This window comes from Nitrobacter sp. (genome assembly GCF_047149785.1).
Taxonomy (GTDB): domain Bacteria; phylum Pseudomonadota; class Alphaproteobacteria; order Rhizobiales; family Xanthobacteraceae; genus Nitrobacter.
The window spans coordinates 2,396,420-2,408,357 of sequence record NZ_BAAGBE010000001.1 but is presented as its reverse complement, the minus strand read 5'-3'; the positions used below and the strand labels follow the sequence as shown (position 1 = coordinate 2,408,357).

The 11,938-nt window shown below is 63.8% G+C and carries 11 protein-coding genes and 1 tRNA gene; 2 read left to right on the top strand and 10 right to left on the bottom strand.

The genetic code is table 11. The features are described from left to right. Positions 1 to 171 precede the first annotated feature (171 nt). The 7 genes from ACMDCM_RS11150 to ACMDCM_RS11120 all read right to left on the bottom strand — a co-directional run bounded on the left by ACMDCM_RS11150 (position 172) and on the right by ACMDCM_RS11120 (position 8,849). Positions 172 to 1,413, bottom strand: a complete 1,242-nt coding sequence (locus tag ACMDCM_RS11150) for a class I SAM-dependent RNA methyltransferase (protein ID WP_412773621.1) — start codon at positions 1,411 to 1,413, stop codon at positions 172 to 174. Between the two features lie 114 nt (positions 1,414 to 1,527). After that, complete coding sequence (locus tag ACMDCM_RS11145) at positions 1,528 to 2,262, bottom strand: TlyA family RNA methyltransferase (RefSeq protein WP_412773620.1); 735 nt, start codon at positions 2,260 to 2,262, stop codon at positions 1,528 to 1,530. Positions 2,263 to 2,406: 144 nt separating this feature from the next. Continuing rightward, positions 2,407 to 4,353 carry a 1-deoxy-D-xylulose-5-phosphate synthase gene (dxs, locus tag ACMDCM_RS11140; protein ID WP_412773619.1) on the bottom strand — a complete coding sequence of 649 codons (1,947 nt, stop codon included), beginning with the start codon at positions 4,351 to 4,353 and terminating at the stop codon, positions 2,407 to 2,409. 498 nt (positions 4,354 to 4,851) lie between these two features. Next, positions 4,852 to 5,115, bottom strand: coding sequence for an exodeoxyribonuclease VII small subunit (locus tag ACMDCM_RS11135; RefSeq protein ID WP_412773618.1), 264 nt, complete (start codon positions 5,113 to 5,115; stop codon positions 4,852 to 4,854). A 60-nt stretch (positions 5,116 to 5,175) separates the two neighbouring features. Then, complete coding sequence (locus tag ACMDCM_RS11130) at positions 5,176 to 6,105, bottom strand: histone deacetylase family protein (RefSeq protein WP_412773617.1); 930 nt, start codon at positions 6,103 to 6,105, stop codon at positions 5,176 to 5,178. Between the two features lie 164 nt (positions 6,106 to 6,269). Next, a complete protein-coding gene (locus ACMDCM_RS11125) occupies positions 6,270 to 7,034 on the bottom strand; it encodes a crotonase/enoyl-CoA hydratase family protein (RefSeq protein ID WP_412773616.1) in 765 nt (254 codons plus the stop codon). Between the two features lie 30 nt (positions 7,035 to 7,064). Beyond that, positions 7,065 to 8,849, bottom strand: coding sequence for an acyl-CoA dehydrogenase (locus ACMDCM_RS11120; protein WP_412773615.1), 1,785 nt, complete (start codon positions 8,847 to 8,849; stop codon positions 7,065 to 7,067). Between the two features lie 267 nt (positions 8,850 to 9,116). Here ACMDCM_RS11120 and ACMDCM_RS11115 point away from each other — a divergent pair. After that, positions 9,117 to 9,191: transfer RNA gene (locus ACMDCM_RS11115), tRNA-Gln, on the top strand. A gap of 674 nt (positions 9,192 to 9,865) precedes the next feature. On the opposite strand, the gene ACMDCM_RS11110 is transcribed toward ACMDCM_RS11115, so the two are convergent. After that, positions 9,866 to 10,342: a DNA adenine methylase gene (locus ACMDCM_RS11110; protein ID WP_412773614.1), complete on the bottom strand. Its 477-nt coding sequence runs from the start codon at positions 10,340 to 10,342 to the stop codon at positions 9,866 to 9,868. Continuing rightward, complete coding sequence (locus tag ACMDCM_RS11105; RefSeq protein ID WP_412773613.1) at positions 10,308 to 10,457, bottom strand: hypothetical protein; 150 nt, start codon at positions 10,455 to 10,457, stop codon at positions 10,308 to 10,310. The genes ACMDCM_RS11110 and ACMDCM_RS11105 overlap by 35 nt, the downstream gene beginning before the upstream one ends. A 117-nt stretch (positions 10,458 to 10,574) precedes the next feature. Here ACMDCM_RS11105 and ACMDCM_RS11100 point away from each other — a divergent pair, with 117 nt between their 5' ends. Further along, entirely contained in the window at positions 10,575 to 11,171 is a 597-nt protein-coding gene (locus ACMDCM_RS11100) for a cyclic nucleotide-binding domain-containing protein (protein WP_412773612.1), read from the top strand. Here ACMDCM_RS11100 and ACMDCM_RS11095 read toward each other — a convergent pair. Beyond that, positions 11,159 to 11,617, bottom strand: a complete 459-nt coding sequence (locus ACMDCM_RS11095) for a carboxymuconolactone decarboxylase family protein (protein ID WP_412773611.1) — start codon at positions 11,615 to 11,617, stop codon at positions 11,159 to 11,161. The two genes, ACMDCM_RS11100 and ACMDCM_RS11095, sit on opposite strands and share 13 nt — an antisense overlap. Positions 11,618 to 11,938: the final 321 nt, after the last annotated feature.

The following is an 11,938-nucleotide window of genomic DNA, read 5'->3' as shown; positions in this document are numbered from 1 at the left end:
CAGGTGCGTACGGGTTGCATGCTTCCGTCCTGGCAGCCGTTAGAGCATGATCCCGAAAAGTGGAAACCGGTTTTTGGAAAAGATCATGCTCAAACAAAAAGACAAGCGACGGGTCTGATTCAACACAGTTGAAACAGACTCTAGCGCCGCTTCTTCCCGCAAGAAGGGAATTCACGCTCTTTCGAACCGCGCAACCAGTTCGACGTGCGGGGAATGCCTGAACTGATCGACAGGCGTCACGGTTTCGAGCCGATAGCCGCCGTCGATCAGGATGCGCGCGTCGCGAGCGAAGGTTGCGGCGTTGCAGGAGACGGCGATGACCAAAGGCACCTTGCTCGCGGCCAACCGGCGCGTCTGCGCCTCGGCGCCCTGCCGCGGCGGATCGAACACCACGGCATCGAATTCGCGCAGTTCCTGCGGCGCCAGCGGGTGGCGGAACAGGTCGCGGGCTTCGGCCTTGAGCGGCTTCAATCCGGGTGCGGCGGCGGCCGCCTTGCGCAGGGCCTCGATCGCGCCGGGATCGCTGTCGAGCGCCGCGGCGCGTGTCCGGCTCGCGAGCCGCAACGCGAACGGCCCGACGCCGCAGAACAGGTCGGCGATGTCCTTCGCCTTCTTGCAATGACCGGCCACCAGCGCCGCCAGGATTTCCTCGCCGGCGACGGTGGCCTGCAGGAACGAGCCCGGCGGCAGCACGACCTGCGCGGCACCGATGCCGATCACCGGCGGCGTGCGCATCAGCACGAGTTCGCCGTGACGTGTCAGCCGCGCCAGCCGATGTTCCTCGGCGACGCGCGACAAAGTCGCAATCAGCCGCGCCGGTAGCGGTCCGGAACCACGGACGTCGACATCGAGTCCGTTGTCGGTGGCGGTCACCTGGATGTCGAGCGGCTTGTTCGCGGGCTTCAGTACGTCGGCCAATATCCGCGCCACGTCGAGCGCGCCGTCGAGGCCGGGATCGAGGATCGGGCATGCGTCGATCGGCACGATGGCGTGGCTGTTCGGCGCGGCGAGGCCTACGCGCAGCTTGCCGCCGCCGTCGCGCCGGGCGTGCAGAGTGATCCGCCGTCGTCCTGCGCCGTGCGCGTCGATGAGTTCGGCTACCGTGCAGTCGATGCGGGCCTGCGCCAGCGTATCGATGACGATCTGTCGTTTCCAGGCGCGGTAAGCCTCCATCTGCCAGTGCTGGACGGCGCAGCCGCCGCAGGCGCCGAAGTACGGACAGAACGGCGCGATCCGTTCCGGACTCGCGGTCTCTACGCGGAGAAGACGCGCACGGTCGGGACGGCTCGCGAGCGGCTCGACCTCCACGACTTCGCCCCCGAGAGCGTAGGGGACAAAGACACTGCCCGCGTCGCTCAGCGCGACGCCGTCGCCGCGGTGGCCGACATGATCGATGGTCAGGCGTTCGGTCATGCCGCGTCTCTGTTCCAATTGTGGAAGACGGGTCGCCATTGCGAGGAGTTCTTGCGACGAGGCAGCCCGAACCGTCGCGCGGCCGGATTGCTTCGCTGCGCCCGCATTTGAAAATCAGCCACGGCGTGCGCCGAGGAAGAATTCCATGTTGCCGTCGCCGCCGGTGATCGGAGAAGGAAAGACGTCGATCTCGGCGCATCCGAGCGTTGCCGCAAAGGCCGCGATGTCGTCGCAGACCGCGCGATGCACCGCCGCGTCGCGCACGATACCCTTCTTGATTGCGGCGCGCGGCGCCTCGAACTGTGGTTTGATCAGCGCGAGAAGATGCATTGGCGCGGCTGCCAGCGACAACGCGACCGGAAGAATGGCCTTCAGCGAGATGAAGCTCGCATCGATCACCACCACGTCCGGCCGCTGCGGCAGCCGCTTGCCCTCGAAGGCACGGATGTCGGTCTGCTCCATCGACACCACGCGCGGATGGCCGCGCAGGCTCGGATGCAGTTGATCGCGGCCGACGTCGATAGCGAAGACCAGGGCGGCGCCGTTCGCAAGCAGCACCTCGGTGAAGCCGCCGGTCGAGGCGCCGACATCGAGGCAGACATGGTTCTCGATCTCCATCGGATAGCGTTCCAGCGCGCCGGCGAGCTTGACGCCGCCGCGCGACACGTAGGGGTGCGCGGGCTGGGCATCCAAGATGGCATCGACGGAAATCGCTTCGGAGACTTTGGTCACCGCCTTGCCGTCGGCCGCGACGAGCCCGGCCTCGATCGCGGCTCGCGCACGCGCCCGGCTCTCGAACAGGCCGCGCTCGACCAGCAGCACGTCGGCGCGCTTGCGGGGAGAGGGCATGGTGCTGTCATCCCAATATTTCAGGGCGTCATGTGCGGACTTGATCCGCCCACCCATCCTTGTTGGAAAGATGGATTGCAGGGTCATAGGCGAGCGAAACGACGCCGTTCTTCGAACGGCTATGCCCGACGATGACGAACAGGTTCAAGCCAGCTTGACGGTCTCGGTGTTGATATCCTTGCCGAGCGCCTCGAACACCTTGGCGACGATAGCCTTGGCGTCGAGCCCTGCGGCAGCATACATCGCCGTCGGCGTGTCGTGGTCGAGAAACTCGTCCGGCAGGATCATTGCGCGCATCCGCAGCCCGCCATCGAGCATGCCGTTATCCGACAGCGTCTGCATGACGTGTGAGCCGAAGCCGCCGATCGAGCCTTCCTCGATGGTGATCAGCACTTCGTGGTCGCGCGCGAGTTTCATCACCAGGTCGACGTCGAGCGGCTTCATGAAGCGCGCGTCGGCGATGGTCGTGGAGAGGCCATGCGCGGCAAGCTCGTCTGCCGCTTTCTCGCACTCGGCGAGGCGGGTGCCGAGCGACAAAAGCGCGACCTTGTTACCCTGGCGGATGACGCGGCCCTTGCCGATCGGAAGCGGGACACCGACCTCGGGCATCTCGACGCCGCGGCCTTCGCCGCGCGGATAGCGCACCGCGCTCGGACGATCGTTGATCGCGACCTGCGTCGCGACCATGTGCACCAGCTCGGCCTCGTCGGCGGCGGCCATGATGACGAAGTTCGGCAGGCAGCCGAGATAGGCGTTGTCGAACGACCCGGCATGCGTCGCGCCGTCGGCGCCGACGAGGCCGGCGCGGTCGATGGCGAAGCGTACCGGCAGCGACTGGATCGCCACGTCGTGCACGACCTGATCATAGCCGCGTTGCAGGAAGGTCGAATAGATCGCGCAGAACGGCTTGTAGCCCTCGGTGGCGAGGCCGGCGGCGAAGGTCACCGCATGCTGCTCGGCGATGCCGACGTCGAAGGTGCGTTTGGGAAACGCCTTGTTGAAGATGTCGACGCCGGTGCCGGACGGCATCGCCGCGGTGATGGCGACGATCTTGTCGTCCTTTTCGGCTTCCTTGACGAGGCTCGCGCCGAACACGTTCTGGTAGGCGGGCGCGTTCGGCTTGGATTTGGACTGCGCGCCGGTTGAGATGTCGAACTTGACCACGGCGTGATATTTGTCGGCAGCGGCTTCCGCGGGGGGGTAGCCTTTGCCCTTTTGCGTGACGACGTGAAGCAGGATCGGGCCGTTCTCCATGTCGCGGACGTTCTTCAGCACCGGCAGCAGATGGTCGAGATTGTGGCCGTCGATCGGGCCGACGTAGTAGAAGCCGAGTTCCTCGAACAGCGTACCGCTGTTGACCATGAAGCCCCGCGAATATTCCTCGACGCGTTCGGCGCGGTCGGCGATCATTTTCGGCAGGTGCTTGCCGAGCTGTTTGGCGGCTTCGCGCAGCGAGCGATAGGTCTTGCCGGAATAAAGCCGCGACAGGTAGGCCGACATCGCGCCGACAGGCGGCGCGATCGACATGTCGTTGTCGTTGAGAATGACGATCAGCCGGGAATTCATCGCGCCGGCATTGTTCATCGCCTCATAGGCCATGCCCGCGGACATCGCGCCGTCGCCGATCACGGCGATGACGTTGTTCTTGCCGCCGGAAAGATCGCGCGCCACCGCCATGCCGAGGCTGGCCGAGATCGAGGTCGAGGAGTGCGCGGCACCGAACGGATCGTAGTCGCTCTCGGCGCGTTTGGTGAAGCCGGACAGTCCGCCGCCGGTGCGCAGCGTGCGGATGCGGTCGCGGCGGCCGGTCAGGATCTTGTGAGGATAGGCCTGATGGCCGACGTCCCAGATCAGCCGGTCGCGCGGTGTATCGAAGATGTAGTGGATTGCAGTGGTCAGTTCGACCACTCCGAGACCGGCGCCGAAATGGCCCCCCGTCACCGACACTGCATCGATGGTTTCCTGGCGCAACTCGTCAGCAACCTGCCGGAGCTGCTCGACCTTGAGCTTGCGCAATTCGGCGGGGGTGCGGATGGTGTCGAGAAGCGGGGTCTTACTAAAATCGGTCACTGGGACATTCCAATTTTGCATATCCGGGTGTCTCAAACGGAGATAGGACGCCGGCGTCGTCGCGCAACAGACGTCCTTGGGCCGCGAAACCTCCCAAACTGAGAAGTTCGAAGTTTAGCCGGCGTTCCGGCCGAGAACTGTGATAGACATCACTATTTATCGTGTCACGCGTTCCAATCATTTTTGCAAGCTGCTTGAGGCGCTTGCCCCGCTTCAGCGCCGGTTGCGGAGCAGGTTCGGCAGCGCACAGCTTGAGAAGCAATACACCAAACCTGCGGTCAAAGCCAACGGGCAGCCCACTTGAGTAGAGCAGGCTTGGGCGAAGGTTCAAGGGTCGCAAGCAAGCCCTCCGGAAAGTGGAAAGCTAACGCGGCCAAGGGGCTGAAGTTGCATCCCCGGGACAACCCGCGACAGGACGACAATCAAGGACAATTAGTTCAAGGACACTTAATTTGATGATGGTTCCGGTTCGCCGGGGTGCGGGACCTGCCTCGGATGATCGGGGTAGGGCGGAAGTCCTTACTGTACGTCCAGCGGTTCCGTACCCGTAACCCGGCCGGAAGCGTCCGTGGTGATCTTCTCCACCCGCGCTTCGGCCTGGCGCAGCAGCTCCTCGCAGCGCCGCTTCAGCGCTTCGCCGCGTTCATAGATCGCGACCGATTCCTCGAGCGGGACCTTGCCGTCCTCCAGGCGCTTGACGATGGATTCAAGCTCCGCGATGGCATGCTCAAAGGACAGGGTCTTCACGTCGGCAAGGGCATTGGCAAGGGTATTTTCGACCATCTGAGGTTTCCGGAATTGCTTGCGCGAGGTCGGAGCAGGGATGACGCGGCAGCAGAAATGTCACGCGCCCATTAATGCGGCGACATGCGCCGCCACCGACTCCTGCAACCCCTGCAGATTATAGCCGCCCTCGAGCACCGAGACAATTCGGCCGCCCGCGGTCGCGTCGGCGATATCCATCAATTTGCGGGTTACCCATCCGAAATCGCTCGCCTCCAGATTGAGACCCGCCAGTGGATCGCGGCTGTGCGCGTCGAAACCGGCGGAGACGATGAACAGTTCGGGCGCGAATGTCTCAAGTCGCGGCAGGATCAGGTTCTCGAACGCGGAACGAAATTTCGTTCCCCCGTCGCCCGACGCCAACGGCGCATTGACGATGGTGTCGTGATCGCCGCGTTCGCCGGCGGCGCCGCTGCCGGGGAATAGCGGCATCTGATGCGTCGAGCAGTACATCACCGTCCGGTCGGCCCAGAAGATATCCTGCGTGCCGTTGCCGTGATGCACATCGAAGTCGACCACCGCAACGCGGCCGATCCCATGCTTGCGCTGCGCGTGGCGCGCCGCGATCGCCGCCTGGTCGAAAAAGCAGAAGCCCATCGCCCGGCCGGCCTCGGCATGATGGCCCGGCGGGCGCGTGGCGACGAATGCGTTGCTGGCGCGGCCGGCGACGACGGCTTCGGTCGCCGCGATTGCGCCGCCAACGCCGCGCATGACCGCCTCCCATGTTCCCGGCGACATCGAGGTGTCGCTGTCGAGATAGACCAGACCGTCCGACGGCGAAATATGCCGAACCTCGGCGATGTAATGCTCGTTGTGGCAGAGCGCGACCGAATCCAGCGATCCTTCCGGCGCCTCGCCGCGCGCCAGGCACTTGAAACGATCCTCGGCCAACACCTCGTCGATGGCGCGAATCCGATCCGGTCGCTCGGGGTGGCCGGGCGGCGTGACATGATCGAGGCTGGCGGAATGCGTGAGAACAAGCGTTGTCATGCCGAATCCTGACCGCCGTGCGGGCATCGCGCGCGGCAGCTAAGGGTCAATGTACCGGGTTACGCTAGGTTCCGAAAGGGTACCATGATCCCGATGCCGCCGGCAGGATCCCGTTAATCGTCGGCGGGAACGGAGTGGCGGCCCGTGGCTCCATGGAACGGCTGTCATTCCTTTCTGCGCGCAAAAAACGCCTGAAACGCGGCGATCGCTTCCTCCGAGCGCAGCCGCTCGGCGAACAGGCAGGCTTCCTGATCGATCCTGCGCGTCAGTTCCTCCGGCGGCGGCTTCAGAAGTTTGCGCGAAATAGCGACGGCTTCCGCCGGCAGCGCGCAGATCTCGCGGGCGACTTTTCCGGCTTCTGCTTCGGCCTCGCCCGGCGCGACCACGGTGGTCACGAAACCCGCCTCGCGGGCCTCCTCCGCGCCGAGCGTGCGGCCCATCACCAGCATGGCGAAGGCGCGCTGATGGCCCATGGTCTGCGGCGCCAGCAGGCTGGACCCGCCTTCCGGCACCAGGCCGAGATGGATGAAGGGCGTCGAGAACGTCGCCGTCCTGCCGGCGACGACGTGGTCGCAATGGAACAGCATGGTGGTGCCGATGCCGATGGCGATGCCCTCCACCGCCGCGATCAGCGGTTTTGCGTTGTGCGCCAGCGCGTGAAGGAATGCCACGGCGTCGGAAGCGCGAGACCCGCCGCTGCCGCCGGATGTGCCGTCCTTCAGGAAGTCGTCGAGGTCGTTGCCCGCCGTGAACACGTCCGGGCCGCCGGTGATGAGGATGCAGCGGATCGCCGGGTCGTTTTGCGCGCCGTCGATCGCGTCGCTCATCGCGCGATACATGCCGCGGGTGATCGCGTTCTTCTTCTCCGGACGCCGCATGGCGATGATCCGGATCTGGTCGCCGTCGGTGGCTGTGACATGGCCGGTCATGATGTATTTCGTTGTCCTATGTCGCGCGATCTAGACAAGCAAAACCGCATCGGCGCCGTTCACGGCATCGGCGCCGTCGATCACCGTACGCTCCAGCGCCGGGGCTTGTACCGCGACGGTCTCGGCGAAGAAGCGCGCCAGCGTGATGTAGCGGCTGGCATCGCCGAATTCGTCGCTGGCGTCATGTGCCGCGAGGGCTTCTTCCGCGAGCTTGCAACCGCCGAGCGTCGATCCGAACAGCCGTAGATAGGGTGTCGCGCCGGCGAGCGCGTCATTCGGCGACGACGCCAGCCGCTCCAGCAGCCATTTGCTGGCGCGTTCGAGAGACCCCACCGCCTCGCGCAGTCTGATACCGGTGGTGCCGAACGCCGGATCGTTCGAAGCCTCCACGCGCTTGACGGTCTCCGACAGTTCGTCGAGCAGCGCGAACACCGCTGCGCCGCGGTCGGCGCCGAGCTTTCGCATCACCAGATCGATCGACTGGATGCCGTTGGTGCCTTCGTAGATCGAGGTGATGCGGGCGTCCCGATAATGCTGCGCCGCTCCGGTCTCCTCGATGAAACCCATGCCGCCGTGAACCTGAATGCCGAGGGAGGCGACCTCATTGCCGATGTCGGTCGAGAAAGCCTTTGCCGCCGGCGTCAGCAGCGCGCCGCGGGCGGCGGCGGCCGCGCGCACCGCGGGATCGGTCGCGCGCGCCCCCACATCCAGCGCGACGGCGGTGGCGTAGCAGATCGTGCGGGCGGCGGCGGTGAGCGCGCGCATTTGCATCAGCATCCGTTTGACGTCGGGATGCACGATGATGGCGTCCATGCCGTCGCCGGATTTGCCCACGGCGCGGCCCTGCCGGCGCTCCCGCGCGTAATCCAGCGCGCGTTGATAGGCGCGCTCGGCGATGCCGACGCCTTCGAGCCCGACCCCGAGCCGGGCCTGGTTCATCATCGTGAACATACATTGCATGCCGTGATTTTCCTCGCCGACCAGGAAGGCGACGGCGCCGCCGTCGTCGCCCATGGTCATGGTGCAGGTCGGCGAGGCATGGATGCCGAGCTTGTGCTCGATGCCGCTGGCGTGGATGTCGTTGCGCGGGCCGAGCGAGCCGTCCGCGTTGACGAGGAATTTCGGGATGAGAAAAAGGGAAATCCCTTTGGTGCCCGCCGGCGCATCGGGCAGGCGCGCGAGCACGAAATGCACGATGTTGTCGGTCATGTCGTGGTCGCCATAGGTGATGAAGATCTTGGTGCCGACGATGCGATAGCTGCCGTCGGCGGCGCGTTCGGCCCGGCTGCGCAGGCTGCCGACGTCCGAGCCCGCCTGCGGCTCGGTCAGTTGCATCGTGCCGGTCCATTCGCCGGATACCAGTTTTGCGAGATAGATGTTTTTCAGGTTATCGCTGCCGTGCGCGGCGAGCGCCTCGATCGCGCTGAGCGTCAGCAGCGGGCACAGGCCGAACGCGACGTTCGCCGCGCTCCAGATCTCGGTGCAGGCGGCGTTGATCGCGAGCGGCAGGCCTTGTCCGCCGAAATCCTGCGGTCCGCAGACGGCGTTCCAGCCCGCCGCCGTCCAGCGCCGGTAGGCATCAAGCCAGCCCGGCGCGGTCGTCACGCGGCCGTCTTGAAGGTTGGCGCCGTGTTGATCGCCGATGCGGTCGAGCGGCGCCAGCACCTCGCTCGCGAACCGGCCGGCTTCCTCAAGCACCGCCCGCGCGATGTCCGGATCGTAGTCGCCGTAATGACCGGCCGCGGTCGCGGCATGGAGCCCCGCGCCATGGTTGAGGGCGAGGAGCATGTCGTTGATCGGTGGCCGATAGGTCATGGCAGGTCTCGCTGCGGCTGACGGGGACGAAGCCGCAGCCATGTTATCAGCTACGACCCGCCTTTCCACGCAACCGAATGTCTCTCTACCGATTCGGCAACGGCTGGCCCTGGGCCCCGCGCTATTTCGAATCCGGCGAAAGGCCCGGACTTGAGGCCACCGAAGCTGCTTCCGGACCCTGTGCAGCAGGTTGAAAAAACAGGGTTCTCTCTATAGACCGTCGGGGCCCGAGGAATCTGCGGGATCATGTTCCGCGCTTCGGGCCGTTGGGGCGTAGCCAAGCGGTAAGGCAGGGGATTTTGATTCCCCCATTCGGAGGTTCGATCCCTCCCGCCCCAGCCACCCAGTGCGATATTTCCTGGAATCTCCGAAGAATTAGCGAAAAGCCGCTAATAGCGGGCTTTGTGCCTTCAGCTTTCGCTGTGACGCGCCCCCTTTGTAGCGCGCAACTTCAAATGGCACCATCCGGGATAGGCCGGGATCAATCGGGAAATAACGGGAAGTGCCCGTCGTTGGCGGGTTTCTTTGCCAGTCGGCGGGTTTCCTGCGGCCAGTCGGCGCGCAAGATCAAATGGCACTCGTCACCAGTGCCGATTGCAGAAACCCCTGGAATATATGAATCGCGCCGGCGAAGTGGGAATAAAAGGCTACTCCCGGCGGGCCGGATTCCCAGTTCGGGAATTTCATGTTGTAGCGCAATGACGGGACTTTTTTGAAAGCCGCTATAGCTATGGCTCCTTGAACCGGGAATCGGAACTGGGAATCCGGGATCGCCGTGTTCGCGGCCCCGAAATGATCAGTTCGCGCGCTTGGCGCGTGTTGCTCGAGCGGGCCACGGTACAGGTCAGTGAGACCGGTTTTGTCGTGAATCCGGCGGAGGCTTTTCTCATCTCGGGAACATCGTTGATCGAGAGAATGAAGCGGCCTTGAAGGTCCCTTAAAACGGCGGCCATCCGTTCAAACTCGGAACGATCGAACATGCCCGCACCGTAGTCATTCTCGCTGCCCCAATAGGGTTAGAATAGCGTGCCAGGCCGGCCGTAACGCGCAATGAAGTCAGACCATGGCAAGCACTCGATAATGACGCCCGCGAGCCTATCATGCAGCGCATCCAGAATAGGTGCGAGCTTTGTCACATTGAAACGTCCGCCGAGCGGATCGACGCCAAAATTGCGGCCTGCGACTTTTCCGCCAAAAGCCGTCCGCTGCAGGTAGAGAAACCGCGCCGCTCGTTCCAGGTCGGTCAACGTACGCGGGTCGCTCGCCTTCAACCGTTCGAATTCCTGCCGGCCGGTGAACTGCCAGCGCAGCATATCGATGAATGGCACGTAATGGCGCTGCAGGATTCGGAAGAACGTTGCGACATCGCCGGATCGATCGTTGATGATCTCGCCTCTCGGCGCGCGCGGACGCCTTAAAAAGACACCGCCCATCCCGATGAAAGGCTCGGCATAGGTCTCATGTGGAATCCGGCTGATCCGATCGACCAGCATCTTCGATAACTTCTTCTTGCCACCGATGCATCGGCAGATGATGCGGCGCTTCCTCTGGCGGAAACAGCTCGCGGTTATCCGAGATCATGATGACCGCGTTGCCGTTGCGGCGCAACCGCTTGACGTAGGCCTCATTGCCGAGTCCGAAGACGTAAATCTTACTTCAACGATTTCGGATGCTGCCCGCGAGACGTCGACTAGCAGTGTGTCGCCGTCGTTGATCGTGTGCTTCATGCTCTCGTCGCTCGCTTCCATCAGGCGCGCGTACCTGATGCCAAGCGGTCGGCGGCAATACCTTTCGTTCCACCTGAAGGGCGATATTCCAGACGCTCAAATGTTGTTCATGGACCACGGCTTGTGCGCAATGGATCATGCGATGGTGGCTTCAATACCGCATAGTGAATTGACGCGCGTCTTTCGCGACCGGCCCATGATCAGTTCGTGGATGGGAGCGCTGATGACCCATCTCAACCGCTACAAGCGCTTCCCGCCGGCGGCCAGCACCGGCATCGCCACGGTTGCGTTCACGATCAATCGCTCAGGCCGCGTGCTCGCCGCGGCTGGTGCGCTCGGCCGGGGACGGTACTTGATACTGAAGCCGTGTCCTTGCCGCGCCGCGCCAGTCCCCTTCCCGCGTCGCCTCCCAACATCGGCGGCCGATCCATTACGCTCGTTGTTCCCATCAGGTTCGCACGATGACAGTGGCCTCTCCCTCGCGATTCCAACGGTTCTCCCGTATTGTCGTAATCGCAACTACCTCTTGCAACGGATACGCCGGCCGCTGCTGGGATGTTCGGCACCGCGCTCCTCAACAAATCAGGCGGCGTGAGCGGCCTTGACCGGATGAATGGACCGGAAACTGATAGCAATGCGATTCCACGCGTTGATCGCCGCAACCAGCATGGTCAGATTGACCGTTTCAGTTTCGGAGAAGTGACGGCGAACTTCGTCGTAAACGTCATCCGGCACATGGGTTTCCGACACCAGCGTCACAGCTTCGGTCCAGGCCAGCGCCGCGCGCTCGCTATCGGTGTAGAGCGGCGATTCGCGCCAGGCGTTGAGCAGATAGAGCCGTTGCTCGGTCTCGCCCTGCTTGCGCGCGTCCTGGGTGTGCATGTCGATGCAAAATGCGCAACCGTTGATCTGTGACGCCCTGGTCTTGACCAGCTCGATCAGCGGCTTCTCCAGGCCGCTGGCCTGAAGCTGCGTCTCGAGGGCCTGAAGCGCCTTCATTGTCTGAGGCGCAGCTTGATACGGATTCAATCTGGCTTTCATGATCGTTCTCCTCTGGTTGAAACCATATGGCCGGTGATAATTAATGTGCGCCGCCTGCATCGAGATGCGCGGGCTTCCTGAGCAAAAGCGACGCGGCAAGCGCGACGATCAGCGCCCCACCGAGCAGAAAGAAGGTGCCGCTGAACGCCATCACATAAGCCTACTTCTGCACGATATGTCCGATAGCGATCATAGCCTTATGCGAAGCGGCCGCCGGGTCGGCGAAGGTTGCGCTCGTCAGCGAAACCGAGGACCAGCTTGAGGCAGGCGGGAGCGAAGTACAAAGTATTCGAGATCATCGAGCCATTGGTCTCTCACGCG

What these genes read in the sequence shown, in the direction of transcription:
- ACMDCM_RS11125 (WP_412773616.1), bottom strand. Translation starts at nt 7,034, where the DNA reads ATGACCGGCCATGTCACAGCCACCGACGGCGACCAGATCCGGATCATC.
- ACMDCM_RS11110 (WP_412773614.1), bottom strand. Translation starts at nt 10,342, where the DNA reads ATGCTGGTCGATCGGATCAGCCGGATTCCACATGAGACCTATGCCGAG.
- ACMDCM_RS11095 (WP_412773611.1), bottom strand. Translation starts at nt 11,617, where the DNA reads ATGAAAGCCAGATTGAATCCGTATCAAGCTGCGCCTCAGACAATGAAG.
- ACMDCM_RS11145 (WP_412773620.1), bottom strand. Translation starts at nt 2,262, where the DNA reads ATGCCCTCTCCCCGCAAGCGCGCCGACGTGCTGCTGGTCGAGCGCGGC.
- ACMDCM_RS11120 (WP_412773615.1), bottom strand. Translation starts at nt 8,849, where the DNA reads ATGACCTATCGGCCACCGATCAACGACATGCTCCTCGCCCTCAACCAT.
- dxs (WP_412773619.1), bottom strand. Translation starts at nt 4,353, where the DNA reads ATGCAAAATTGGAATGTCCCAGTGACCGATTTTAGTAAGACCCCGCTT.
- ACMDCM_RS11130 (WP_412773617.1), bottom strand. Translation starts at nt 6,105, where the DNA reads ATGACAACGCTTGTTCTCACGCATTCCGCCAGCCTCGATCATGTCACG.
- ACMDCM_RS11135 (WP_412773618.1), bottom strand. Translation starts at nt 5,115, where the DNA reads ATGGTCGAAAATACCCTTGCCAATGCCCTTGCCGACGTGAAGACCCTG.
- ACMDCM_RS11150 (WP_412773621.1), bottom strand. Translation starts at nt 1,413, where the DNA reads ATGACCGAACGCCTGACCATCGATCATGTCGGCCACCGCGGCGACGGC.
- ACMDCM_RS11100 (WP_412773612.1), top strand. Translation starts at nt 10,575, where the DNA reads ATGCTCTCGTCGCTCGCTTCCATCAGGCGCGCGTACCTGATGCCAAGC.